This is a genomic window from Pseudomonas sp. LPB0260 (assembly GCF_013388395.1).
This window is the reverse complement of the sequence record NZ_CP058247.1, coordinates 1,559,764-1,585,327: the sequence shown is the minus strand read 5'-3', so window position 1 is coordinate 1,585,327 and position 25,564 is coordinate 1,559,764. Positions and strand designations below refer to the sequence as shown.

Genomic DNA, 25,564 nt, shown 5'->3' with positions numbered 1-25,564 from the left:
CACTCGGCCGACACACAAAAAGCCCGCCTGCTGCGGGCTTTTTGCTGGGCGCGATTGCCGGGCTCAGCCGGCCAGCAGCAGCCGATCCGCCTCATCCAGCTGCTGCAGCAGCACCGCCCGCGCCTTGTCGCGCAGCTTGATCGCATCCAGCCAGTCGTGACCGTCGGCCAGCAACTGGCCGCACAGCTTGACCCGGACCTCGCCCCGGTGAGGGAACCACTGGCCGTCGCGCAACACCATGCGCGTGCCGCCCAGGGCTATCGGCAGCAGCGGCACATCGGCACGCGCGGCGAGGACGAAGGCGCCCATGCGAAACGGCTGCAGCCCCGGCTCGCGGCTCAGGGTGCCCTCGGGGAAGAACAGCAGCGACTGCCCACTGGCCAGGGTCGCCGCCAGGGCCTCGGCATCGGCGGCGCCGCGCTGGACGTCGAAGCGCTCGACGAAGCAGGTGCCGAGCCGGCGCAGGAAGCGCCCGGCGACGAACTGCTCGGCCAGCTCGCGCTTGGCGACGAAACTGAAGGTCGGCGGCAGCACGGCGCACAGCACCACCCCGTCCAGGTAGCTGGCATGGTTGGCGACCAGCACCCGTACCTCGGACGCGCGCAGCTGGGCCAGGCCGCTGGTGCTCAACGGCACCCCGGCCAGGCGCAGGAAGCCCCGCGCCGCCACCCGGGTCAGGCGTCGGCACCAGCTGCGCCGCGGCAGCAGCGCCACCGCCAGCCAGGTCAGGCTGGCGATGATCAGCAGCAGGGCCCAGAAATAACCGGCGTAGAGCAAGGCGCCCAGCGCCCGCAGCAGACGTCCGGCCTGGGCACCCAGCGCCGCCTGGCCCAGGCGCAGCAGCTGCCGCCACACGGCGCGGCGCGGCTGGCCGACCTCGCCGCGCTCGTACAGCTCGCGACTGGCGGCGCGGCGGATCTTGCCGCTGGAGGTCTTCAGCACGCTGTGCGGCGGCGCCAGCACCACATCGTCCGGCGCCACCCCGGTGAGGTCCACGGCGACGCGGCTGATCGCCTGCTGCAGGTCACGCCGCGCCGCACTGTCCTGCTCGTGGGTCTCGGCCAGCACCACCAGGCGCTCGCCGCCATGGCTGGCGGCGCCGCTGCCGAACACCGCCACGCAGCCCTTGCGCAGGCCCTGCAGGTTGCCGACGGCGGTCTCCAGGTCATAGGGGTAGATGTTGCGCCCGCCCCGGATGATCAGGTCCTTGGCGCGGCCACTGAGGTAGAGCTCGCCGCCCGCCATGTAGCCGAGATCGAGGGAGTCCAGCCACTCGCCATGCCGAACCCGCGCGCTCTCCTGGGCATTGCGGAAATAGCCGGCGGTGGTCGAAGGCCCCCTGAACTGCACATGGCCCTCGGTGCGCTCGGGCAGCTCCACGTCGCGGCCGTCGACCACGCGCACCTGATGCCCCGGCAGCGGCCGCCCGCAACAGACGAAGCGCAGCGCATCGGCGCTGTCCGGCTCGACCGGCTGCGCCTGGCCGCTGGCCTGGAATGGCCCGCGGCTTACCCAGTCGATCAGCGGGCCACGCTGCAGCGGCGGGAAGGTCACCCCCAGGGTGCCCTCGGCCAGCCCATAGACCGGCATCAACGCCGCCGGTGACAGGCCGTAGCCGGCGAAGCGCTCGGCGAAGCGCTTGAGGGTATCCGGATTGACCGGCTCGGCGCCGTTCAGCGCCAGGCGCCAGCTGCTCAGGTCGAGGCCTTCGAGGTCGCGTGCATCGAGCTTGCTCAGGCACAGCTCGTAGGCGAAGTTCGGCGCCGCCGACAGGGTCGCGCGGTACTGGTGGATAGTCCGCAACCAGCGCGCCGGGCGAGCGAGGAAGGCCAGCGGCGACATCAGCACCAGGTTGAAACCGTAATACAGGCTGCCGAGCCAGGCACCGATCAGGCCCATGTCGTGGTACATCGGCAGCCAGCTGACGAACACGTCCTCGGCGTCGACCTTCAGGGCCTTGCCCATGGCGCGCAGGTTGGCCAGCAGGTTGGCGTGGCTGACCATCACCCCCTTGGGCTGGCCGGTGCTGCCGGAGGTGTACTGCAGGAAGGCCAGGTCCCCGGCCTGGCGGGGCTGGGCGCGCAGGGCGCCGCTGCTCGCGGACAGTTCGGCGACGCTGGCGATCTCGCCCAGGCTCGGCACCTGGGGCTTGAGCAGATGGGCGAGCAGCTTGGCCTCGCTGACGGTGATCAGCATGCTGGCCTCGGCGTTGCCGAGGATGGCGGCCTGGCGGCGCAGGTGGTCCTCGATCTGCGACAGGCGCATCGGCGGATAGATCGGCACCGGCACGCCACCGGCCAGGAGAATGCCGAAGAAACCGAAGAGGAAGTCGCGCCCGGTCGGCAGCATCAGCGCCACCCGCTGCCCGGCCTCCAGGCCGCGCTGCTGCAGGCCGACGGCGACCGCCTGGGCACCCCGCTGCAACGCCGCGTAGCTGATGTCGTCGCTCGCCTCGCCGTCGCCCAGCAGGCGCACATGGCAGCGTTGCGGATGCGCGCGCACATGCCAGTCTAGCACCTCCATCAGCGTCTGCGCCTGCTCCGGGGTGCGCCGATCCGCCGCCGTTGCGACCCTCTCGGGTTCGCTGGCGGGCTCCGGCTCGGGCACCACCCCGCGCTCGACGCGCAGGGCCACGAGCAGGTCCTGGGGGGTGTCAGCGCTGGCGAACAGCGCTTCGGGCAGGCGCACGCCGAACTCGCGCTCGATGCGCGACCACAGCTCGACCCGGCCCAGGCTGTCCAGGCCCAGGTCGCGATCGAGCACGCTGTGCAGGCTGATGGCCGCCTCATCGGCGGCATGCGGGCGCAACTCGAGCACGGTTTGCCGGACTATCTCCAGCAGCTTCTGCGCCGTCCCTCGGTCATCCGCATCGTTGGCTGTGGCATGAGGCAGGCGACTCATCGGCGACTCCTCAGCAATGGGCGGTCGTTGGCGAACACCCTCGCCTAAGCACCATAAGCCTTTGCCGGCCAGGGCGATAATAACTCTGGCCCATAACAGGCCCGTGGTTATAGCCGCAGCCCCTCTCGCCGCCTGCGTCAGCCGCGGCTAGGCTTGCCCCATCGCCGCAGCCAAATGGAGATTCCCCATGTCAGCCAGCCTCGCCCGCGGCGTCGACCGCCGAGAAGCCTGGGCCTGGGCGATGTACGACTTCGCCAACTCCGGCTACACCACGGTGGTGATCACCGCGGTGTTCAGCGCCTATTTCGTCGCCGTGGTCGCGGGTGGCGCCAGCTGGGCGACCCTGGCCTGGACCAGCGGCCTGTCGCTCTCCTACGCCCTGGTGATCATCGGCGCGCCGCTGCTGGGCGCCTACGCCGACGCCTTCGCCTGCAAGAAGCGCCTGCTGCTGTACAGCACCCTGGGCTGCGTCGCCGGCACCGCCGCCCTGGCGCTGGCCGGACCGGGCGCCCTGGGCCTGGCGCTGCTTTTTCTGCTGCTGTCGAACTTCTGCTTCGGCTGCGGCGAGAACCTGATCGCCGCCTTTCTCCCGGAAATCGCCCGCGAGGACGCCATCGGCCGGGTCTCCGGCTGGGGCTGGGGCCTGGGCTATATCGGCGGCCTGGTCAGCCTCGGCAGCTGCCTGGCCTATGTCGCCTGGGCCCAGGCCCAGGGCCATACGGCCGCCCAGTTCGTGCCGGTGTGCATGCTGATCACCGCGGCGCTGTTCGCCCTGGCCAGCCTGCCGACCTTCCTCTTCCTGCGCGAGCGCAGCCTGCCGCAGCTGCAGCCCGGCGCGCGGCATGACGCGGGCGTGGCGTGGCGGCGCTTCGCCCGCACCCTGGGCGAGACCCGGCGCTACCGCGACCTGCTGCGCTTTCTCGCCTGCACCGTCTGCTACCAGGCCGGCATCGCCGCGGTAATCACCCTGGCGGCGATCTACGCCAACCAGGCGATGGGCTTCTCCACCCAGGACACCCTGCTGCTGATCCTGCTGGTCAACGTCACCGCCTCCATCGGCGCGGTGCTGTTCGGCTATCTGCAGGACCGTCTCGGCCATCGCGCCACCCTGGCCCTTACCCTGCTCGGCTGGCTGCTGATGGTCGGCCTGGCCTGGGCCGCCGAGGGGCCGCCGCTGTTCTGGCTGGCGGCCAATATCGCCGGCCTGTGCATGGGCGCCAGCCAGTCGGCGGGGCGCGCCATCGTCGGCCTGCTGGCGCCGCCGACGCGATTGGCTGAGTTCTTCGGCCTGTGGGGCCAGGCGGTAAAACTGTCGTCGATCCTCGGCCCGATGACCTACGGCCTGACCAGCTGGCTGTCCGGCGGCGACCACCGCCTGGCGATCCTGATCACCGGCGGCTACTTCGTCCTCGGCCTGCTGATCCTCGCCAGCGTCGACCTCAAGCGTGGCCGCCGCGCCGCCCTGGCCGATCTGCCGGTCAGCGCAGCGACAGCCCGCTGACCCACGGGGTACCGGGGCTGAGCCCCCTGGGCTGGACCAAGGTGGCAAAAAGGCAGCTACGCTTGAACAACGCCGATAGCTATAACAGGGACGCCTAAGCATGCAGAAAAACCGCTTCCTCCTATGCACCATTCTGGTGCTGTTACCGCTGCTCGGCCAGGCCAGCCAGCGCCAGCTGACGATCCTCAACTGGGGCGATTATCTGGCTCCGGAAGTGGTCGAGGCCTTCGAGAAGGCGCATGGGGTCAAGGTGGTGGAGAGCCTGTACAGCTCCGACGACGACCGCACCCGCCTGCTGATGGAGAACGACGCGGTGGGCTACGACCTGATTCTGGTCGCCGGCAGCGACCTGGCCAGCTACGCCAAACGCGGCTGGATCGCCCCGCTGGAGCATGCCCGCCTGCCCAACTTCAAGCACCTCGACGCACGCTGGCTGCAGGCCTTTCCCGCCGCGCAGGACTATGGCGTGCCCTATTTTTGGGGCACCCTGGGCATCCTCTATCGCAGCGACCTGGTGAGCACGCCGATCACCAGCTGGCTGCAACTGCTCCGGCCGGCCCCGGAATTGCAGGGCAAGATTGCCATGCTCGAGGACGGCCGCGAATTCATCGGTGCCAGCCTCAAGGCCCTCGGCTACTCGCTCAACAGCAGCGACCCGGCGCAACTCAAGGCCGCCGAAGCGCTGCTGCTCGAGCAGAAACCCCACGTGCGCACCTACGACGCCGTGTCCCTCGACGAGCACTCGCCGATTCTCAGCGGCGAGATCGTCGCCACCATCATCTACAACGGCGATGCACTCATGCTCAGGGAATACAACGACAAGCTGCGCTACGTGCTGCCCCAGGAGGGCGGCAACCTCTGGGTCGACTACTTCACCCTGGGCGCCAAGGCGCAGGACGTCGACCTGGCCTATGCCTTCCTCGACTTTCTCAACGAGCCGACCCAGGCCGCCCGGCAGGCGCTGTTCGCCCATTACGCATCGCCCAACCACGCGGCCCGGGCCCTGTTGCCCAAGGCCATGCTGGACGATCCGAGCATCTATCCCGATGCCGGCAGCCTGACCACATCCGAGTTCTATACCGAGCAGCCAGCCCGCGCCCAGCGTTTGCGCAACCAGATCAGTGCCCGCGTTCTGAACTAGGCGCCCGCGCCTTTGAACCCTAAAGCTCCGGCCATGTGAGGCCATGATGAAGCTGCGCATACGCCTGCCCCTGCTGGTCGTGCCCCTGATCACCGCCCCGCTGCTGCTGGCGGGCTTCCTGGCCTTTGTCGAGCTCAAGCACAGCGCCCAGCAGCGCGGTGACCAGCAGACCCAGTTGCTGCTGGATCGGGTCGACGCCCAGTTGCGCCAGCTGATCGACAGCGCCGGCGCCAACGTGCAGCTGTTCGCCGAAGACCCGCTGCTGCAGAAGTACCTGCTGGCCGGCGATGCGCAAGAGCGCTATGCCCTGCTGCAGCGACCGTTGCAGCGCAAGCTCAGCAGCATCCAGGGGGTATTCCCGCAGTACTACGAGATCCGCGTGCTGTTGCCGGACGGCTTCGAAGACCTGCGCGTCGACGACGGCGCGCTGGCCAACCTGACCGAAGAGGAAGGGCAGAGCCCCTTCTTCCTGGCCATGCGGGGCGCCAAGCGGGACGCCAACGTCAACCTCATCGCCATCAACCCGGACAATCGACAGCTGGCGCTCTATGTGACGCGGGCCGTCCACCTGATCGACCTCTCGCTCGACTCCTATAACGCCACGCCGCAGTTGCGCGGCTACCTGAGCCTGACCGTCAGCCTGCAGGCGCTGCTCGACACCCTGTCGCCCTCGCCCTGGCCCCAGGGCGGCATGCTCCTGAGCGACGCCCGTGGCCGGCCTCTGGCGGCCTCCCGGGAAATCGAGCATCTACCGGGGCTGAGCCAGCTCGACCTGTCGCCGCTGACCTCGACGGAAAACGCAGAGCGCTGGGTCCAGCTCGCCGACCAGGATTACCTGCACCGCGCCAGGCGCCTGAGCGATGACCTGTGGATCCACCTGCTGATCCCCGAGGCCGTGCTGCTCGACGAATCGCGCACCATCGGCAATCTGGTGCTGCTGATCTGCCTGGCGGCCATCGGCCTGTCCGTGCCGCTGCTGTTGCTGGTGATCCGCAGCCAGTTCCTGCGGCCGGTGGAGCGCCTCAACAAGGCCCTGGCATCGCTCGGCCAGCGCCAGCAACTGGTGCAGGTGCCGGTGCAGAACGACGACGAGATCGGCGAGCTGAGTCGCTCCTTCAACCAGATGAGCCTGGCCCTGTACCAGTCCAACGAGCAGATCCGCAGCCTGGCCTACAGCGACAGCCTGACCGGGCTGCCCAACCGCCTGATGTTCATCAAGACCCTGCGCCGCGAGATCGAGCAGGCGCGCCAGCACGGAGGGCGCTTCGCCCTGCTGTTCCTCGACCTGGACAACTTCAAGCACGTCAACGACACCCTCGGCCACGCCGCCGGCGACCGCCTGCTGGTGAAGGTGACCGAGATCTTCCAGGCCAACCTGCGCGGCTACGACTACCTGAGCCGCCCCGTAGGCATCGAGGTCGGCCGCGACATGGCGCGCCTGGGCGGCGACGAGTTCACCCTGCTGCTCTGCCACCCGGAGGCCGATCAGCTGGCCGGCCCGGTGGCCGAGCGCATCATCGCGGCGCTGGCCGAGCCGATCGACCTCGAAGGCAGCGAGTGCTATATCGGCTGCAGCATCGGCATCGCCATCTACCCCGACGACGGCAGGAGCGTGGAAGACCTGGTCAAGCATGCGGACCTGGCGATGTATCAGGCCAAGACCCGCGGCAAGAGCACCTACCAGTTCTTCTCCAGCGCCATCGCCGCGCGCTCCCAGGAGCGCGTGCTGCTCGACCAGCGCCTGCACAGCGCGGTGGAGGCGCTCAACTTCCACCTGCAGTTCCAGCCCATAGTCGACAGCCGCAGCCTGCGCATGAAGTCGGTGGAGGCGCTGATCCGCTGGAACGACCCGGAGCTGGGGATGGTGCCGCCGGACCAGTTCATTCCGATTGCCGAGGAGAATGGCCTGATCCTGCCCATTGGCGACTGGGTGCTGGAGCAGGCCGCGCGCCAGCTGGTCGCCTGGAAACAGCGCGGCCTGCCGCGGCTGCGGGTCGCGGTCAACGTCTCCAGCGTGCAACTGGCCCAGCCGGGTTTCGCCAGGCAGATCTCCCGGCTCCTGCGCAAGCACCAGCTGGGCGCCGACGAGCTCTATATCGAACTGACGGAAACCGCCGTCCTGCAGGGCCGCGAACAGGTACTGGGAAACCTCCACGCCCTGCGCGAGCTCGGCATACAGATCGCCCTCGACGATTTCGGCACCGGCTATTCCTCGCTCAGCTACCTGCAGACCCTGCCGATCGACATCCTCAAGATCGACCGCAGCTTCATTCTCAACCTGCAGGAGAACAACAACGGGGTGATCCTCTCGGCCATCATCACCATGGCCCATTCGCTCGGCATGCAGGTGGTCGCCGAGGGCGTGGAGGACCAGAGCCACCTGTCCTTCCTGCTCGCCGAAGGTTGCGACCTGCTGCAAGGCTACCTGTTCAGCAGCCCGCGCCCGGCCGAAGAGATCGAGCAGCTGATCGGCCAGCCGCTACCCGAGGCGCGCCAAGACACCGCCCAGACCTGCGGGCTTGTCGGGCCCGGCTAAGGCGCCGGAGCGCCGGACCGCCGGGACGCCGGACCGCCGGAGCCCGCGCACAGGCGGCGCCGCCGGCAGTCGAGGCGCCTCAATCGGCGAAGCTGACGGCGCTGAAGCCTTGCTCGAACTCCGCCAGGCACTGCGGCCGGCCATACAGATAGCCCTGGTAGTGGTTGCAGCCGATCTCGTGCAGCAAGGCGCGCTGCGCCTGGGTCTCGACCCCCTCGGCGATCACGTCCAGGCCCATGGTCTCGGCCAGGGCGACGATGGTCTGGGCGATGGCCAGGTCGTTGCTGTCGCGGAGGATGTCGCGCACGAAGCTCTGGTCGATCTTCAGCTGGTTGAGCGGCAGCCGCTTCAGGTAGGTCAGCGACGAGTAGCCGGTGCCGAAGTCATCCAGGGAAAAGATCACGCCGTGGCGACGGATCGCCGCCATCTGCGCGGTGATCCGGTGGATGTCGCTGGCCAGCAGGCTCTCGGTGATTTCCAGCTTGAGCCGCGCCGGATTGGCGCCTGTCTCCCGCAGCACGGCGAGCACCGTCTGCTCCAGGTCCTCGCGGAGAAACTGCGCCACGCTGATGTTCACCGCGATGGTCAGCGCCGATTTCCGCGCGTCCGCCGCCCAGCGCGCCAGGCAGCGGCACGCCTCCTCCAGCGCCCAGCGACCGATGGGCACGATCAGCCCGGTTTCCTCGGCCACCGGAATGAAGTTCGCCGGGGATACGAATCCCTGCTGCGGGTGGCGCCAGCGCAACAGCACCTCGGCGCCGACGGTGGCCCCGGACTGATCGACCTGGCGCTGGTAGTAGAGCTCGAACTGGCGCTGCTGCAGGGCATCGTGGAGATCCCTTTCCAGACTGATCCGGGTCATCGCCGCGACCTGCATCGCCGGATCGAAGAAGCGGATGCTGTTGCGGCCCGAGGCCTTGGCCTGATACATCGCCATGTCGGCCTGCTTGAGCACATCCTCGCTGCTGGAGCTGCCCTGGAACAGGGTGACGCCGATACTCGGGGTGCTGTGATACTCGTTACCCGCCAGGTCGAAACTTCTGCTCAGCGCCGCGAGGACTTTCTGCGCGATATGCTCGGCATGGTTCACCGTCTCGTCCACATCGGCGCCGAGCTCCTCGATCATCACCACGAACTCGTCGCCGCCCAGGCGCGATACCGTATCGCCCTCCCTGACCGCGCGGCGCAGGCGCTCGGCCACCTGTTGCAGCAGCAGGTCGCCCTGGGCATGCCCGGCGGTGTCGTTGAGCTTCTTGAAATTGTCCAGGTCGAGGAACAGCAAGGCGCCGTAGCGCCGGTGCCGCTTGCTGGCCGCCAGGGCCTGCTCCAGTCGGTCCAGCAGCAGCCGGCGGTTGGGCAGCATGGTCAGGGCGTCGTAGAAGGCCAGCTGGCGAATCTCATGCTCGTCCTGGCGGCGCTGGGTGATGTCGCGCACTATCACGATGAACAGCAGCTCGCTGTCCTGCTGAACCTGTGACACCCCTATTTCCGCGGGGAATCGCTGGCCGTTCGCGCGCACGCCGTCCAGCTGCAACTGGGTCCCGGCGATGCCGCGCATATAGTTGGCCAGGTAGTTCTTCACGTAGAAGTCCTGGCGCGGGTGGTGGTGCTCCGGCATCAGCATGCTGATGTTCTCCCCCAGCACCTGGGCAGCGGAGTAGCCGAAGATCCCTTGCGCCGCGGCGTTGAACGACTTGATCGTGCCTTTGGCGTCGATCGAGATGACGCCATCGAGCATGTTGTCGACGATGACCCGCATGCGCTCGGACTGCTCGCGCAGACTCTGCTCGGCGTGCACCTGGCTACTGATGTCGAAGTGCGTGCCCAGCATGACCTCGATCTTGCCGGCCGCCGTCCGGGCCACCACGCGCCCGCGCATGTTGATCCACACCCAGCGTCCATCGGCGTGACGCATGCGCACATTGGCCTGGAAGTAATCCTCGGATTGCCGGCCAAAACCCTGCAGAAGCGCCTTGCACTGGGCGACATCCTCGGGGTGGGTCAGGCGCTCCCAGGTGTCCATGCTGATCGGCTGCAATTGCTCGAGCGTATAGCCGAGCAGGCCAGCCCAGATACGGTTGACGGTCAGCTCGCCGGTCTTGAGGTTGACCTTCCAGGTGCCGATGCTGTTGGCGTCCACCACGGCGCCGAGCAGGCGCTCGCTGTTGGCGATCCGCTCGGCGTCGCGCTTCTCCTGGGTAACGTCGGACTCGATGGCGATAAAGCCGTCGAAGTTGCCGTGGCGGTCGAGCAGGGGGTTGCAGGCGATGCGCACCCAGTAGGCCGCGCCGTTCTTGTGGTAGTTGAGTACGTCGAGCTTGAAGCTGCGCCGCGCCCGCAAGGCCTGGCGCATGTGCACAACCGCGTCGGGGTCGGTGTCCGGCCCCTGCAGGAGATCGCCGGGACGCCGCCCGAGCATCTCGTCGAGGGTGAAGCCGGTGAGCTGGGCAAACGCCTCGTTGATCCACACCACCCGACCATCCGCTGCGCAGATCACCACGCCATTGGTGGTCTGCCGGGCCACCTCGGACAGGCGCCCCAGCTCGGCCTGGGCGCGGGTGATGTGCGAGGTGTTGCGCACGATCAGCACCGCCTCGTCGGGATCGATACGGGTGATTCTCGCTTCGAAGCTGGCGCGCCCAGCGGCGACCTCCAGCTCGTAGTCGAAGCAGACCAGTCGCCCCGTGGCGAAGGCCTCGTCGAGCTTGCTGGAAAGGACCTGGGCAGCGGCGGGCGGCAGCACCTCGGCGAGCGTGCGGCCGATCAGCTGTTCGGGCGCCGCCGGCAGGTCCGGATGCTCCATGCACTCGATCAGCCGGGTGTCGCGACTCACCAGCAGGACGATGTCGGGCAGGGCCTGCAGCACCGCCGCACTGCGCTCGCGGCTGACGGCCAGCTGTCGCTGCAGGGCGTTGTCGCTGAGCAGGTTGATCTCCTGCTCGACGCAATCGGCGAAGTCGCGCAGCGCCCGCCGCTGCGCCGCACTCAGCCGCCGGGGCCGGCTGTCGACCAGGCACAGGGTGCCGAGCGCATGGCCGCTACGCGACCTGATTGGCGCACCGGCATAGAAGCGGACGAAGGGCGCAGCGGTCACCACCGGGCTGTCGGCGAAGCGCGGGTCGAGCAGGGTATCGGGAACCTCGAGAATATCGGTGCCGAGAATGGCATGGGCGCAGAAGGAAAGGCGCCTGGGGGTCTGCTCCTCGTCCAGCCCGTGCCTGGACTTGAACCATTGCCGCTCAGCATCGACGAGGGACACCAGGCAGATGCCCACGTCGAAGAATTGGGCGGCGAGCCTGGTGATCCGGTCGAAGCGCTCCTCGGCCGGGGAGTCCAGCAGGCCAGTGGCCTGGAGCGCGGCCATGCGCTCGGATTCGTTGTTCGGCAGCTCTGGTTCTTTCATTGTTATCACCTGCTGCTCTATAGATCGACTAAACCCTCGAGCCATGACCGCCAGTTGGAGCACAAGACGGCGGACCTGGCGTAAACAAAGTTACGCAAATTATTGACGCCATGATTATGCCATTCATGACAGATGACGCCACAGTGCGTCGGTCCTTGCTCGGCCAGGCACCACGCGGCGCTCCCGCGGGCGCCGCTCGGCTATGTACGCGCCCCGCACAGTGTCTGCAGTTCGGTGCGTAAGGCGTCAACCCGTCAATGGTCGTAGCACCGAAGGGAACACTTCCATGGGTGCAGCGGAGGTCCTGCCCAGGGAACGACGCGGCGGCCCATGAAAAAGGGGTTCCCACCTGCGTGGGAACCCCTCTTGCTAATCAGTTGGATAACTGGGAAGGGGCGCGTTACGCCCGGTCCAACTCTTCCTGCTTGGCCAGAAACTCTTCCTGCAGCAAGGCGTCGACCGGCTCCTCTTCGCCGTTATCGAGGCGTTTGGCCGAGGTCGCCCTGGCCTCCAGCTTGCCGACCAGATGCTCGAGCGCGTGACGCATTTTTTCGCTGGCGCCGTCGACGGCCTGCTCCAGGTCCTGAGCCTTGTGGGTCACCGAGATCGCCTGCTGCCCCTTGGGGCGGGCCTCGATCTGGCAGCGCTTGTCATCCGGCCCGGACTTGTGGGCGTTCTCGTCGCTGATGTGCACTTCTATGCGGGTAAGCAGATCGGAGTAGCGCTCGAGCCTGTCGGTTAGGGTCGAACCTATCCACTTCTGAAGTCGGGCGTCGCCTTCGATCTGATGAATGTTCACTTGTACTTGCATAGGGCTTCCTCGTTTTGACCTGGGTGTTCGTTCGAGGTGTTGCGGGGCCGGGGTTACAGTCGATTGCATGCCCTCCTGTCGCGGCGCCGGCTGCGTGGGACTGCAGCGCACGGCTCTAGCCAGATGCAATCGGCCAACAAACACCGACGCCTCCATGATTAACAGATGCGCGCCGAACAAGCCAGTGCCGCAAGCGGCCGACCCGCAATCGCCGGGCCGGACGCTTCGGCCAGCCAATCAGGCGAAGACGAAGTACTTGCGCACGGTCTCGACCACTTCCCAGGTGCCGGTCATGCCCGGCTCGACCACGAAGATATCGCCGGCCTTGAGGTGGATCGGCTCCTGACCGTCCGGGGTGATGATGCAGTAGCCTTCCTGGAAGTGGCAGTACTCCCACTTGTCGTAGGCCACCCGCCACTTGCCGGGGGTGCAGATCCAGGTGCCCATGATCTTCTTGCCGTCTTCCGAGGTGTAGGCATTAAGGTTGACGGTGTGCGGGTCGCCGCCGATGCGCTCCCACTTGCAGGCGTCGAGGACCGGGACGGGGGTGGTGTCGCGAAGAACGGTGATCGGTTGCATGTCTGCTCCACGTTGTCGGGCTGAAATAGCACCCGGCTAAGCTAGCGCTGCAACGCGTGACGCGAATGTCTGAAGTCGACCCCCAACTGCCTGGAAACGCGCAGCCCATCGACCGCCCACCATCGAGCTCTCCGCCGGCCACAAGCGCCAACGAAAAAGGGCACGCCCGCGGCATGCCCTTTTTTGTTCGAGTTGCACGGTCGATGTTCACCCCAGCGAAGCCGGCATCCGCTGCGGGCGCCGCGACCGGGCTAATGCGTCGGGGTTAGGAAGATCTCGCGGTCGCAGCTGCGCGAGTATTGCATCGGCCGGAGCGAGCGCCGAGGCGCCGCCGGCCATAGGCCAGGGTGCATCAGCGCTCGGGAGGGGAAGTCAGGCGGCGAGGTCTTCGCTGATCAGCATGCCGTGGTTGACCACCCAGCTCTTGCGGCCCTTGCGCAGCGCCAGCGGATTGCGGCCGGCAATGACCCAGCCCTTGCCGAGCAGTTGGTCGATGTGCGCGCGTAGCGCCGGGAGTTTGCGTTGTTCTTTCATGGTCGAGTCCTTTCTTCCATTGCCAATCGAACAGGTGGGTCGGCCGTGCAGCAGGCCGAGTTGTGACGCACGTCGCGCAGGATAGCCGACCCGCCGCCGCCGGCAAAGTCCCCCAATCGGGTGAGCGCAGGACTCATCGGCCGGCAAGCAAGTGCCCTGGCCACGGCGCCATCGATAGCCCCGCATGCCGTCGAACCGTCGAACCGTCGCAGGTGACCACCGCGAACTAAGCTTGGGCCTATGAGCACCACCCCGTACATCACCCCGTGCCAGTCGCGCGGTAGGCACGCCGCACCGGGCCTGCGGATCGGCGGCGACTGGACCCTGGTCCATTACACCGCACTGCAAGCCCAGGTGCAGGCGCTGCGCGGCAGCCTGCCGGACGCCGCGGCGGTCGAGCTGGGCGGACTGGGCGCGCTCGACACCGCCGGCGCGGCGCTGCTGGTCGAACTGCTCGGCAGCCAGCGCCTGGCCGAGCTGGCGGCCAGCGCCCCGGGGCTGCCCGAGGAGCGCCGCGCCCTGCTGCAGGTGGTGTGCCAGGCCATGGCCGGCGTGGCGGGCGGGCAGCCGGCACGGCGGCCCTCGACCCTGCTCGAGCTGCTCGGCACCATAGGCGCGGCCCTCGAGGGGCTGTGGCGACAGAGCGGCGCCCTGCTCGGCTTCATCGGTCTGACCCTGGCCACCCTGTTCGCCACCCTGTGGCGCCCACGTCGCTGGCGCGTCACCTCGCTGGTCGTGCACCTGGAGCAGAGCGGGCTCAACGCGCTGCCCATCGTCGCCCTGCTGACCTTCCTGGTCGGCGCCGTGGTGGCCTTCCTCGGCGCCACCGTGCTCGCCGGTTACGGCGCGACCCTCTATACGGTCAACCTGGTGGCCTTCTCCTTCCTGCGCGAGTTCGGCGTGCTGCTCACCGCGATCCTCATGGCCGGCCGCACGGCCAGCGCCTTCACCGCGCAGATCGGCTCGATGCTGGCCAACGAGGAGATCGACGCGATCCGCGCCCTCGGCCTCAGCCCCCTGGAGTTGCTGGTGCTGCCACGGGTGCTGGCGCTGCTGATCGCCCTGCCGATCCTGACCTTCGTCGCCATGCTCAGCGGCATCCTCGGCGGCGCCGTGGTCTGCGCCCTGAGCCTGGACATCACGCCAAGCATGTACCTGGCCATCCTGCAGGAGAACATCGCCGTGCGGCACTTCCTGGTGGGCATGGCCAAGGCGCCGCTGTTCGCCTTCCTGATCGCGGTGATCGGCTGCCTGGAAGGCTTCAAGGTCACCGGCAGCACCCAGTCGGTGGGCGAACGCACCACCTCCAGCGTGGTCCAGTCGATCTTCGTGGTGATCGTGCTGGACGCCGTGGCTGCGCTGTTCCTGATGGAGATGGGCTGGTGAGCGCCGAGCCGATCATCGAGGTGCACGACCTGTGCAACCGCTTCGGTACTCAGGTGGTGCACCAGGACCTGCACCTGCAATTGCTGCGCGGCGAGGTGCTCGGCGTGGTCGGCGGCTCGGGCACCGGCAAGTCGGTGCTGCTGCGCAGCATCCTCGGCCTGCGCCAGCCCACTTCCGGCCAGATCCGCGTGTTCGGTGAGGACCTGCTGCACCTGCCGCCGGCCCGGCGCGCGCGCATGGAACGACGCTTCGGTGTGCTGTTCCAGCGCGGCGCGCTGTTCTCCTCGCTGACGGTGACCGAGAACATCGCCCTGCCGCTGATCGAACATGCCGGCCTGCCCCGTCCGGCGGCCGAGCGCCTGGCCCGGGTCAAGCTGGCGCTGGTCGGCCTGCCGCTGGAGGCCGGCGGCAAGTACCCGGGCGAACTGTCCGGCGGCATGGTCAAGCGCGCCGCCCTGGCCCGCGCCCTGGCCATGGACCCGGAGATCCTGTTTCTCGATGAGCCGACCTCGGGCCTCGACCCGATCGGCGCCGGCGCCTTCGACCAGCTGCTGCGCACCCTGCGCGATGCCCTGGGGCTGAGCGTGCTGCTGGTCACCCACGACCTCGACGTGCTTTACAGCCTGTGCGACCGGGTGGCGGTGCTGGCGCGGCAGCGGGTACTGGTGGCCGACCGCCTGGAGCGGGTCGCCGCCTTCGACGACCCGTGGATTCGCGACTACTTTCACGGCCCGCGTGGACGCGCGGCCGAACGGGCCGCCGCCGGCGCGCCGGGGAGCCCTTGAATGGAACCGCGCGCCCACCATGTGCTGATCGGCCTGTTCGCCGTGCTGAGCCTCGCCGCCGCACTGCTGTTCGCCCTGTGGCTGAACAAGTCCACGGTCGACCAGGCGCTCAGCGACTACGTGGTGGTCTTCGACGAGACCGTCAGCGGCCTGTCCAAGGGCAGCGCGGTGCAATACAGCGGCATCACCATCGGCGAGGTGGCCAGCCTTGAGCTCGATCCCGAGGACCCGCGCAAGGTGCACGCGCGCATTCGCGTGCTCAGCCAGGCACCGATCAAGCAGGACACCCGCGCGCGCCTGACGATCACCGGCATCACCGGCATCGCGGTGATCCAGTTGCTCGGCGGCACGCCGCAGAGTCCCAGGCTCCTGGGCGACGGCGAGCAGCCGCCGCAGATCATCGCCGAACGCTCGGTACTGGCACAGCTGATGAGCAATGGCGACGACCTGCTGCTGAGCCTCAGCGGCCTGCTCAAACGCGCCGACCGGCTGCTCTCCGACGCCAATATCGAGCGCGTGTCGCGCACCCTCGAACACCTGGAACGGACCACCGCCAGCGTCGCCGAGCGACGCGACCAGTTGCGCCTGACCCTGCAAGAGTTCGGCGCCGCCAGCCAGGAAACGGCCAAGCTGATGCGCAGCGCCAACCAGCTGCTGGACGGCCCGGGCCGCCAGACCCTGGCCAACACCGAGCGGCTGATGGCCTCGCTGGAGCGCAGCAGCCGGAACCTCGAGCGCCTGCTCGGCGACAATCGCGAGGCGCTCGACAGCGGCCTGCAAGGCCTCGGCGAGCTGGGCCCGGCCATCCACGAGCTGCGCGACACCCTCGGCGCGCTGCGCTCGTTCTCCCGCCGCCTGGAGCAGGACCCCGCCGGCTACCTGCTGCGCGGCGAGCGGCTACAGGAGTTCCAGCCATGAGCCGGATGCTCTGCGCCCTGCTGCTGGGCGGCCTGCTCGGCGCCTGCTCGGTACTGCCCGAAAGCGAACCGCTGGACCTCTATCGCTTGCCGGCCAGCGCCCTGCCCAGCCAGGCGCACGCCGGGGTGCGCAGCGACTGGGCATTGCGGGTCAACACTCCCGCGGCCAGCGCCCTGCTCGACAGCACGCGGATCGCCGTGCTGCCCCAGGGCGACCGGCTCAGCGCCTACCAGGGCGCGCGCTGGGTCGACCGCGCCAGCCTTCTGCTGCGCGACCGGCTGCTAGATGGCTTTCGCGACGACGGCCGACTGGCCGCGCTGAGCAGCGACAGCAGCGGCCTGCGCGCCGACCTCCTGCTGGACAGCGACCTGCGCAGCTTCCAAGGCGACTACCACGGCCAGCGGCCCGAGGCCCACATCCGCCTGGAGGCGCGTCTGGTACAGGGCGGCAGCCGGCGCATCCTCGCCAGCCGCCGTTTCGAAGTGCGCCAGGCGGCGTCCGGGCGCTCGGTGGCGGCGATGGTGAGCGCCCTCGGCGCGGCCGCGGACCGGCTGACCGCGCAGCTGGTGCAGTGGGCCCTGGAACAGGGCCAGGCCACCCGCGCCCGGGATTAGTCGGCAGCCGGCTGCAGCCCGTCCCGCACCCAGTCGCGCACCGCCGCGTAGGGGTAGGCCTGCAGCGCGGCGAAGCCGGGCAGGCTGCGCGCCTTGAGTTTGGTCAGCAGCGGCGCGCTGACGCCACAGAGAAAGCGCGTCAGGCATTCGCCGCTGGGCGCCTCGCCACGGGCCTGGCGGTAGCGCTGGATGAAATCGCCACACAGCCGGTCGAGGTCCTGCCCGGCCAGCGCCGGCAGATCCGGTGGCGGCGGCAGCCGGGCGACCCGGCCGGCGCATACGGAACAGTGGCCGCAGCGCTCCGGCGCCTGCTCGTCGCCGAAGTAGTCGGCCAGGCGCCGGCTCAGGCACTGCGCGCTCTCGAACAGCGCCAGCATGGCCTGGATGCGGGCGATCTCGCTGCCCTCCTGCTGGCGGAAATACCGATGCAGCTCGGCGCCCAGCGCCTCCGGGTCGAAGTGCGGGTCGAGCAGCGCATAGACCTCGGTCATCTGCTTGCTTTCCAGCTCGATCCAGCCCTGTTCCTGAAAATAGTCCAGCGCCTTGACCACCCGGCTGCGCTCGGCCCGGTGCCGCTGATACAGCGCCTCGAAGTCCAGGGTGCACCAGGTGCGTGCCCGCGTCGCGCTGGCGACCAGGGCCTCGACGAACTGCCGGCGCTCGCCGTCGAAGCGGTCCAGCAGGGCTTGCGGCTCGATCAGGTACTTGAAGCGGTACTCGGCGAAATAGGCGTAACGCGGAGCGATGATGCCACGCAGCTCCAGCTGCACCAGCAGGGTCTTGAGCGGCAGCGGGCGGATGTTGCTCTGCTCGCTGAGGGCATTCAGCATCAGCTCCCACTGGCCGTCCTGCGCGCAGCCCAGCAGCTCCTCGAGCACCCGCTCGATGCCCGCAAGCTCCGGGGTGTCGCCGTAGACGAAGTTCTCCAGCAGGCTGAGGCTGTCGCGATTGGCCAGCACCAGGCAGTCCGAGGGGCGGCCGTCGCGCCCGGCACGGCCGATCTCCTGGCTGTAGTTCTCGATCGACTTGGGCAGGTCGAAGTGCACCACATTGCGGATGTCACTCTTGTCGATGCCCATGCCGAAGGCGATGGTGGCGACGATGCAGCTGTCCTGGCCGGCCATGAAGCGGCGCTGGATCGCCTCGCGCTGCTCGTGAGCCATGCCGGCGTGGTAGGCGCTGGCCGCGATGCCGTGCCGGCTCAGGTGCTCGGCGATCTGCTCGGCGCTCTTCTGCTGAGTCACGTAGACGATGCTCGGCTGCCCGGCCCGGGGCGCCAGCCATTCGACCAGGCGGCGGCGCTTGTCGTCGCCGCGCACCGGCTCGACCAGCAGGTTGAGATTGGCCCGGTAGAAGCCGGTGGTGATCACGTCCTGCGCTTCGATGGCGAACTTGCGCTGCATGTCGGCCACCACCTGCGGCGTGGCGGTGGCGGTCAGCAGCAGCACCTGGGGAATGGCGAACTGGCGCTGGTAGTCGGGCAACTTGAGGTAGTCCGGGCGAAAGTTGTGGCCCCACTCGGAGATGCAGTGAGCCTCGTCGACCACCAGCAGGGAGATCGGCACCTGGCCGATGAAGTTACGGAAGCGCTCGTTCTTCAGGCGCTCCACCGAGATCATCAGGATCTTCAGCTCGCCGGCACGGGCGCGCTCCATCACCTCGGCGGTCTGCTCGCGGCTCTGCGCCGAGTCGATGCTGGCGGCATTGATGCCGTGACGGGCGAGAAAGGCCAGCTGGTCCTGCATCAGCGCCAGCAGCGGCGACACCACCAGGGTCAGGTGCGGCAGATGCAGGGCCGGCAGCTGGTAGCACAGCGACTTGCCGGAGCCGGTGGGAAAGATCGCCGCCGCCGAGCGCCCGGCCAGCACCGCGCCGATCGCCGCCTCCTGACCGGGACGCAGTTGGTGAAAGCCGAAGACTTCGGCGAGGCTGTGCAGCAACATCGGGCATTCCTCGTGGCTGGCCGGAAACAGGCGCCCGGCTATTGTAAGAGCATTCCCCGGTGCTGGCCCGGCACACACGCCCAGACAGCCAGAAGCCGGGCGACAGCGGCTTTACCCCAGGTAGATGGCCAACTAACCTTGTGCTGTTGACCACCCGTCAGGGGGACTGCCCATGAAGGCCTGGCTTGTTGTTCTGTTGGGCTTTTCAATCAGCCTGTCGGCCGAGGCTCTGAGCCTCTGCGTCGAAGATGCCGACTACCTGCCCCTGCTGCTCAAACAAGATATCGATGGCCGTTCCGGCCTGCTGCCTGACATCGCCCGCGCCGCGGCGGCCGAACACGCCGAGCCGGTGACGCTGCTGCGCCATCCATGGAAACGCTGCCTCGCCATGCTGCGCAAGAACCAGGTCGATGCCATAGCGGCTGCCTTCTGGTCGAGCGAGCGCGACGCCTGGGGCGCCTTCCCTAAGGCCAATAAACGGGCGCAGTCCGCGCCAGACCCCGAACTGCGCCTGTGGCGCGAGGAGTATCGGGTGTTCGTCCCCTTGGCCGGCGAGCTGCGCTACGATGGCCAGCAGTTCAGCGGTATCAAGACCGGCCTGGGGGCGCCGCCTGGCTATGTGGTCTGGCACAGCCTGAAAAAGGCCGGCGTACTCGACGAGACGGTGCGCTCGGTGAAGATCGGCCTGCAGCTGGTGGCGCTGAACCGCCTGGATGGCTATGTCAGCGAGCGCAGCATCGGCCTCAATATGCTGCGTACCCTGGGCCTCACCGAGCAGGTCAAGCTGCTGCCACAGACGTACTACGAGGATGACTCCTATCTGGTGTTCTCCCACCAGTTTCGGCAACAGAACCCGCAACTGACTCAGGCCATCTGGCAATCCCTGCCGGCGATCCGCGAGCAACAGCTAAGAAAGCTGCTGGCTGAGTAAGCCCCGGCGCCTCCCCCTGCAACGGACAACGGCCGTCGCGAGGCAGACAGTTCAACACCCCGGCGTGATAGGCAGCACAGGCTGTCGACCGATTCACCGCAACAGTTCTTCCGGTGCTGGCTCTACCTGGCAGACGCATACAAAAAAACCGCCCGAAGGCGGTTTTCCGTGACGCGCTGACGGCTTAGAGCTGCGGGCCGGCGTTCTTGATCGCGTCGCTGACCTCGAACTTCTGGAAGTTGTCGATGAACAACTTGGCCAGGGCCTTGGCGGCCTCGTCGTAGGCGTTCTGGTCGGCCCAGGTGTTGCGCGGGTTGAGCAGGTTGGTTTCGACGCCCGGCACCGACTTCGGCACGTTGAGGTTGATGATCGGCAGGTGCTCGGTCTCTGTGCCGATCAGCGCGCCGCTCTGGATGGCGGCGATCACCCCACGGGTGGTGGGGATGTTGAAACGCTTGCCGACGCCATAGCCGCCGCCGGTCCAGCCGGTGTTGACCAGGTAGACCTTGGAGCCGAAGCCGCGGATGCGCTTGATCAGCAGCTCGGCGTACTCGCCGGCCGGGCGCGGGAAGAACGGCGCGCCGAAGCAGGTGGAGAAGGTCGACTTGATGCCGCTGCCCGAGCCCATTTCGGTGGAGCCGACCAGCGCGGTGTAGCCGGACAGGAAGTGGTAGGCGGCCTGCTCTTCGTCGAGGATCGACACCGGCGGCAGCACCCCGGTGAGGTCGCAGGTGAGGAAGATCACCGCGTTCGGCTCGCCGCCGAGGTTGCGCTCGCTGCGCTTCTCGACATGGCTCAGCGGGTAGGCCGCGCGGCTGTTCTGGGTCAGGCTGTCGTCGGCGTAGTCCGGGTTGCGCTGCTCATCGAGCACCACGTTTTCCAGCACGGCGCCGAACTGGATGGCCTTCCAGATCACCGGCTCGTTCTTCTCCGACAGGTCGATGCACTTGGCGTAGCAGCCACCCTCGATGTTGAACACCACGCCCTCGCCCCAGCCGTGCTCGTCGTCGCCGATCAGGTAGCGCGACTCGTCCGCCGACAGGGTGGTCTTGCCGGTGCCGGACAGGCCGAAGAACAGGGTGACGTCGCCGTCCTCGCCGATGTTGGCGGCGCAGTGCATCGGCAGCACGTCGGCGTCCGGCAGCAGGAAGTTCTGCACGCTGAACATCGCCTTCTTCATTTCACCGGCGTAGCGCATGCCGGCGATCAGCACCTTCCTGGCGGCGAAATTGATGATCACGCAACCGTCGGAGTTGGTGCCGTCACGCTCGGGCACGCACTCGAAGTTGGCGACGTTGAGCACCTGCCACTCAGCCTTGGCGGCCGGGTTGTACTGCGCCGGCTCGATGAACAGGCAGCGGCCGAAGAGGTTCTGCCAGGCGGTGGCGGTGGTCATTTTGACCGGCAGGTAGTGCGCTTCGGCGGAGCCTACGTGAACGTGGGAGACGAAGCTGTCCTGGGCATCGGAGAACGCCTGCACACGGTCCCACAGGGCATCGAACTTGTCCGCCGGGAATGGCCGGTTGATCGGGCCCCAGGCGATCTTCGCCTCGGTGCTCGGCTCCTGAACGATGAAGCGGTCGGCCGGCGAGCGGCCGGTGCGCTGGCCGGTGCGGACCACCAGAGAACCGTTGGCGGCCAGTTCGCCTTCGCCGCGACGGAGGGCTTCTTCGACCAGTTGGGCGGCGCTGATGTCGGTGTACACGGCGTTGTTGGCTTGCGTCATGTGAGTCCCCGTCGGCCCGCGGGCCGAGTCTTCCAAACGTTTTGTAGTAAAGGTTTGCGCACTACTACAGCGATAAAAAGTCGCGGGAGTATGCCAGAAAGCACATTCCTTGGCAGTACCCGATCCGCCAAGCGGGCCGATAGGCGCCCGCTATCGCCTCAGTGGCGCGTATCCGAGGGTTCCTCGCTGCCGCCGCCGGCGAACAGCTGGGCGACATCGGCGGCATCGAAACCGTATTGCTGGTTGCAGAACTGGCAGTCGATCACCACCCGCCCGGCATGCTCGCTGAGCAGCAGCTCGGCGTCGGCCTGCCCCAGGCTGATCAGCGCCCGGGCCGAGCGCTCGCGCGAACAGCTGCAGCGAAAGCACAGCTGGCGCGGCTCGAACAGGCGCAGCGCCTCCTCGTGATAGAGGCGGTGCAGCAGGGTTTCGTTGTCCAGGCCGAGCAGTTCCTCGGTGGTCAGGGTACTGGCCAGGGTCACCAGGTGCTGCCAGCTGGCCTCGCGGGCCTCGGCTTCCTTCAGGCGGTCGGCCGGCAGCTGCTGCAGCAGCAGACCGCGGGCGCGCTGACCGTCGGCGCACAGCCAGAAGCGCGTGGGCAGCTGTTCCGAGGTGGCGAAGTAGTTGGTCAGGCAGTCGGCCAGGGTGGCGCCTTCCAGGTCGACGATGCCCTGGTAGCGCTGGCCATTCTTCGGGTCGACGGTGATCGCCAGCACGCCATCGGGCATCAGCTCGGCCAGCCCGGCATCGCTGGCCACCTGCTCGGCGTGGTAGCGGGCAATGCCACGCAACTCGCCATCGCTGGAGCACTCGACCATCAGCAAGGGCACCGCGCCGGACGAGCGCGCCTGCAGCACCAGCAGGCCGTCGAACTTCAGGGTGCCGATCAGCAGCGACGCCGCGGCCAGCAATTCGCCGAGCAACTGGGCGACCGGCTGCGGATAGGGGTGCTTGGCCAGCACATGCTGGTAGCTCGCGCCCAGGCCGACCAGCTCGCCGCGGACATCGGTATCGTCGAACAGGAAACGCTGGGTGTGATCGAAATCGTGCATGGGGCAACCAGATGTGAACAACAGATGACAAAATGGCGCTGCATCTATATAAAGCGCGGCGCCATTACGATCAGGGAAGATTAAGGAGCGACATTCTATGAATAAAGACAACCGTATCCAAGCCACTTGGCGATGGCCGGCCCTGCTCGGTCTCAACCTGCTGGCCGCCGCCTTGCTCGCCAGCTGGTTGCTGCCAGCCACCCGCGCACTGTGGGACGCCGCCGACCTGTGGCTGTTCCAGAGCCTCAATGGCTCGCTCAATCACTACCCGCTATGGGACTGGTTCTGGGCCTTGACCAGCCTGCGCCCCAGCGACGCCTTGATCGGCGGCCTGATGCTCAGCCTGCTGCTGCACACGCGCTGGGCGTTCCGCACAGGCGAGTTGCGCCCGGCGCTGTTCACCTTCATTGCCCTGCTGGTGGTGCTGCTGGTGGTGCGCGTGGTGTTCAGCAAGCTGGTCACCCTGCTCGGATGGCAGCACGAAAGCCCCTCGATGCAGGTGCCTGGCAGCTTCCATCTGAGCGGCGCCTTCCCCGAGCTGGAGCGCCTGTTCGAACTCAAGGACCGCTCCAGCCGCAGCTTCCCCGGCGACCATGCCTCGGTGCTGCTGCTCTGGGGCCTGTTCATGGCCCTGTTCAGCCGTGGCTGGAAGCTGGCGGTGAGCCTGGCACTGGTGGTGCTGTTCATGCTGCCGCGCCTGGTCGCCGGCGCCCACTGGCTGGTGGACGTGGCGGTCGGCGGGCTGTTCATCGCCCTGGTCAGCTTCGCCTGGGGCTACTGCACGCCGCTCGCCGGGCATATCGCCAGGGGCCTGGAATGGGCCTGTCAGCCGCTATGGGCGCCGCTGCAACGGCTGCCGCTGATCAACCGACTGCAGGTGGTTTCGCCGCAGCACACGCCACAGTCGGGCGCGCCTCAGTCGTCCTGACTGCCGCGAAACTGGTGCAGCTGGCGCCGCTGTTTCTTGGTCGGCCGACCATCGGTCTGCACGCCCAGGGCGCCGGCCTTGCGCTGCGCCGCGGCTAGCTCGCGGCGGGCAAGGCTGTCGGCGGTCTCGGTGTACAGCTCCTGGGCCTGCGGCGCCCCCCGCCGCACCACCGACAGCGCCTGGATCACCACCGTACGCTCGTCGAAGCCGCTGCGGATCTGCAGTTCATCGCCGACCTTCGGCTCCTTGCTCGGCTTGCAGCGTTCGCCCCGGCAATGCACCTTGCCGCCCTCGATCGCCGCCTTGGCCAGGGCGCGGGTCTTGTAGAAGCGCGCCGCCCACAGCCACTTGTCCAGGCGCACCCTGTCGTCGTCTTTCTCGCTCATCGCTCTCTCGATCAAAAAATGCTGCCAGGCCACGATTCTGCCTGATGCAGTTGTCCCGGGGCACAACTAGAATGCCGGGACCATAGGCCAGTCAGGCCCAACGGAATCTGCCCAGTGTGAAGACCTTCGACCATCTCAGCGTGATCGGCCTGCGCGAATGGATCAACCTGCCGGAACTGGGCATGGTCGGCCTGCGCGCGAAGATCGACACCGGCGCCAGCACCTCCTGCCTGCACGCCAGCGATATCCAGCCGTTCGAGCGCGACGGCGCCGACTGGGTGCGCTTCACCGCGCACCTCGGCACCCTGGTGCAGCGGCGCCATCGCTGCGAGGCGCCGCTGGTGGCGGTCAAGCGCATCAAGAGCTCCACCGGCCACGTGCAGAGCCGCTACACGATCCGTACCCTGCTGATCCTCGGCGACCGCCACTGGCCGGTGGAATTCACCCTGACCTGCCGCAAGACCATGCGCTACCGCGTGCTGCTCGGCTCCAAGGCGCTGATCGACGGCCAGCTGGTGGTCAACCCGGCGCTGACCTATGTTCAAGACAAACCCTCGCTTCTCGACCTTCCGGGTGCCCCATGAAAATCGCTGTCCTGTCGCGCAACCCGCGCCTCTATTCCACCCGCCGCCTGGTCGAAGCCGGGCAGCAGCGCGGCCACGAGATGGTGGTGATCGACACCCTGCGCGCCTACATGAACATCGCCAGCCACAAGCCGCAGATCCACTATCGCGGCCAGCCGCTGGAAGGCTTCGATGCGGTGATTCCGCGCATCGGCGCCTCGGTGACCTTCTACGGCTGCGCGGTGCTGCGCCAGTTCGAGATGATGGGGGTGTTCCCGCTCAACGAATCAGTGGCCATCACCCGCTCGCGGGACAAGCTGCGCTCGCTGCAGTTGCTCTCGCGCAAGGGCATCGGCCTGCCGGTGACCGGCTTCGCCCACTCGCCGGACGACATCCCCGACCTGATCCAGATGGTCAACGGCGCGCCGCTGATCATCAAGGTACTGGAGGGCACCCAGGGCATCGGCGTGGTCATGTGCGAAACCCAGAAGGCCGCCGAGTCGGTGATTGAGGCCTTCATGGGCCTCAAGCAGAACATCATGGTGCAGGAGTACATCAAGGAGGCCGGCGGCGCCGACATCCGCTGCTTCGTGGTCGGCGACAAGGTCATCGCGGCGATCAAGCGGCAGGCCAAGCCGGGCGAGTTCCGCTCCAACCTGCACCGCGGCGGCGAGGCCAGCCTGATCAAGATCACCCCGGAGGAGCGCATGACCGCCCTGCGCGCGGCCAAGGTCATGGGTCTGTCGGTCGCCGGGGTGGACATCCTGCGCTCCCACCACGGCCCCCTGGTGATGGAGGTGAACTCCTCCCCAGGCCTGGAGGGCATCGAAACCACCACCAGCAAGGACGTCGCCGGGATGATCATCGAGTACATGGAAAAGACCGCCATGCCGCACCTGACCCGCACCAAGGGCCGCGGCTAGCCC

Annotated in this window: 20 protein-coding genes; 11 read left to right on the top strand and 9 right to left on the bottom strand. The window is 67.8% G+C overall.

What is annotated here, in order from left to right:
• Window positions 1-63: 63 nt before the first annotated feature.
• Window positions 64-2,901: an AMP-binding protein gene (locus LPB260_RS06935; protein ID WP_208707963.1), complete on the bottom strand. Its 2,838-nt coding sequence runs from the start codon at window positions 2,899-2,901 to the stop codon at window positions 64-66.
• Window positions 2,902-3,088: 187 nt separating this feature from the next.
• Between LPB260_RS06935 and LPB260_RS06930 the strand changes: the two genes are divergently transcribed.
• The 3 genes from LPB260_RS06930 (at window position 3,089) to LPB260_RS06920 (ending at window position 8,079) form a co-directional block, all read left to right on the top strand.
• Window positions 3,089-4,402 carry an MFS transporter gene (locus LPB260_RS06930; RefSeq protein WP_208707962.1) on the top strand — a complete coding sequence of 438 codons (1,314 nt, stop codon included), beginning with the start codon at window positions 3,089-3,091 and terminating at the stop codon, window positions 4,400-4,402.
• A 100-nt stretch (window positions 4,403-4,502) separates the two neighbouring features.
• Entirely contained in the window at window positions 4,503-5,543 is a 1,041-nt protein-coding gene (locus LPB260_RS06925) for a spermidine/putrescine ABC transporter substrate-binding protein (RefSeq protein ID WP_208707961.1), read from the top strand.
• Window positions 5,544-5,586: 43 nt separating this feature from the next.
• Window positions 5,587-8,079 (top strand): bifunctional diguanylate cyclase/phosphodiesterase, encoded by a 2,493-nt coding sequence (locus LPB260_RS06920; protein ID WP_208707960.1) that lies wholly within the window; start codon window positions 5,587-5,589, stop codon window positions 8,077-8,079.
• Window positions 8,080-8,158: 79 nt separating this feature from the next.
• Here the strand turns inward: LPB260_RS06920 and LPB260_RS06915 are convergent, their stop codons facing one another.
• From LPB260_RS06915 to LPB260_RS06900, 4 genes are all read right to left on the bottom strand, one after another.
• Window positions 8,159-11,482, bottom strand: a complete 3,324-nt coding sequence (locus tag LPB260_RS06915) for an EAL domain-containing protein (protein WP_208707959.1) — start codon at window positions 11,480-11,482, stop codon at window positions 8,159-8,161.
• Window positions 11,483-11,882: 400 nt separating this feature from the next.
• On the bottom strand, window positions 11,883-12,293 hold the full coding sequence (locus LPB260_RS06910) for an HPF/RaiA family ribosome-associated protein (RefSeq protein WP_208707958.1): 411 nt from the start codon (window positions 12,291-12,293) through the stop codon (window positions 11,883-11,885).
• A 237-nt stretch (window positions 12,294-12,530) separates the two neighbouring features.
• Window positions 12,531-12,872, bottom strand: a complete 342-nt coding sequence (locus tag LPB260_RS06905) for a cupin domain-containing protein (protein ID WP_208707957.1) — start codon at window positions 12,870-12,872, stop codon at window positions 12,531-12,533.
• A 372-nt stretch (window positions 12,873-13,244) separates the two neighbouring features.
• Entirely contained in the window at window positions 13,245-13,406 is a 162-nt protein-coding gene (locus tag LPB260_RS06900) for a hypothetical protein (RefSeq protein WP_208707956.1), read from the bottom strand.
• A 240-nt stretch (window positions 13,407-13,646) separates the two neighbouring features.
• Here LPB260_RS06900 and LPB260_RS06895 point away from each other — a divergent pair, with 240 nt between their 5' ends.
• Genes LPB260_RS06895 through LPB260_RS06880 form a run of 4 tightly spaced genes read left to right on the top strand, consistent with a single transcriptional unit; the run spans window position 13,647 to window position 17,109 of the window.
• Window positions 13,647-14,792, top strand: coding sequence for an ABC transporter permease (locus tag LPB260_RS06895; protein ID WP_208707955.1), 1,146 nt, complete (start codon window positions 13,647-13,649; stop codon window positions 14,790-14,792).
• Window positions 14,789-15,577 (top strand): ABC transporter ATP-binding protein, encoded by a 789-nt coding sequence (locus tag LPB260_RS06890; RefSeq protein WP_208707954.1) that lies wholly within the window; start codon window positions 14,789-14,791, stop codon window positions 15,575-15,577. The genes LPB260_RS06895 and LPB260_RS06890 overlap by 4 nt, the downstream gene beginning before the upstream one ends.
• The gene (locus LPB260_RS06885; protein ID WP_208707953.1) at window positions 15,578-16,495 is read left to right on the top strand and encodes an MlaD family protein; all 918 of its coding nucleotides are present in this window, start codon (window positions 15,578-15,580) and stop codon (window positions 16,493-16,495) included.
• Complete coding sequence (locus tag LPB260_RS06880) at window positions 16,492-17,109, top strand: ABC-type transport auxiliary lipoprotein family protein (RefSeq protein ID WP_208707952.1); 618 nt, start codon at window positions 16,492-16,494, stop codon at window positions 17,107-17,109. The genes LPB260_RS06885 and LPB260_RS06880 overlap by 4 nt, the downstream gene beginning before the upstream one ends.
• Here LPB260_RS06880 and LPB260_RS06875 read toward each other — a convergent pair.
• Window positions 17,106-19,052 (bottom strand): ATP-dependent DNA helicase RecQ, encoded by a 1,947-nt coding sequence (locus tag LPB260_RS06875; RefSeq protein WP_208707951.1) that lies wholly within the window; start codon window positions 19,050-19,052, stop codon window positions 17,106-17,108. The genes LPB260_RS06880 and LPB260_RS06875 overlap by 4 nt on opposite strands.
• Before the next feature lie 172 nt (window positions 19,053-19,224).
• Here LPB260_RS06875 and LPB260_RS06870 point away from each other — a divergent pair, with 172 nt between their 5' ends.
• Complete coding sequence (locus tag LPB260_RS06870) at window positions 19,225-19,983, top strand: ABC transporter substrate-binding protein (protein WP_208707950.1); 759 nt, start codon at window positions 19,225-19,227, stop codon at window positions 19,981-19,983.
• 184 nt (window positions 19,984-20,167) lie between these two features.
• Here the strand turns inward: LPB260_RS06870 and LPB260_RS06865 are convergent, their stop codons facing one another.
• Both LPB260_RS06865 and hslO read right to left on the bottom strand, forming a co-directional pair.
• Window positions 20,168-21,709: a phosphoenolpyruvate carboxykinase gene (locus tag LPB260_RS06865; RefSeq protein WP_208707949.1), complete on the bottom strand. Its 1,542-nt coding sequence runs from the start codon at window positions 21,707-21,709 to the stop codon at window positions 20,168-20,170.
• Window positions 21,710-21,867: 158 nt separating this feature from the next.
• A complete protein-coding gene (gene hslO / locus LPB260_RS06860) occupies window positions 21,868-22,761 on the bottom strand; it encodes an Hsp33 family molecular chaperone HslO (protein WP_208707948.1) in 894 nt (297 codons plus the stop codon).
• Window positions 22,762-22,858: 97 nt separating this feature from the next.
• Here hslO and LPB260_RS06855 point away from each other — a divergent pair, with 97 nt between their 5' ends.
• Window positions 22,859-23,689, top strand: a complete 831-nt coding sequence (locus LPB260_RS06855; RefSeq protein ID WP_208707947.1) for a phosphatase PAP2 family protein — start codon at window positions 22,859-22,861, stop codon at window positions 23,687-23,689.
• On the opposite strand, the gene LPB260_RS06850 is transcribed toward LPB260_RS06855, so the two are convergent.
• Window positions 23,677-24,075 carry an RNA-binding S4 domain-containing protein gene (locus LPB260_RS06850; protein WP_208707946.1) on the bottom strand — a complete coding sequence of 133 codons (399 nt, stop codon included), beginning with the start codon at window positions 24,073-24,075 and terminating at the stop codon, window positions 23,677-23,679. The genes LPB260_RS06855 and LPB260_RS06850 overlap by 13 nt on opposite strands.
• 149 nt (window positions 24,076-24,224) lie before the next feature.
• On the opposite strand from LPB260_RS06850, the gene LPB260_RS06845 reads away from it, so the two are divergent.
• Both LPB260_RS06845 and rimK read left to right on the top strand, forming a co-directional pair.
• Entirely contained in the window at window positions 24,225-24,659 is a 435-nt protein-coding gene (locus tag LPB260_RS06845; protein WP_256625651.1) for an ATP-dependent zinc protease, read from the top strand.
• The gene (gene rimK, locus LPB260_RS06840) at window positions 24,656-25,561 is read left to right on the top strand and encodes a 30S ribosomal protein S6--L-glutamate ligase (protein WP_208707944.1); all 906 of its coding nucleotides are present in this window, start codon (window positions 24,656-24,658) and stop codon (window positions 25,559-25,561) included. Before LPB260_RS06845 ends, rimK begins: the two co-directional genes overlap by 4 nt.
• The last annotated feature ends 3 nt before the right edge of the window (window positions 25,562-25,564 follow it).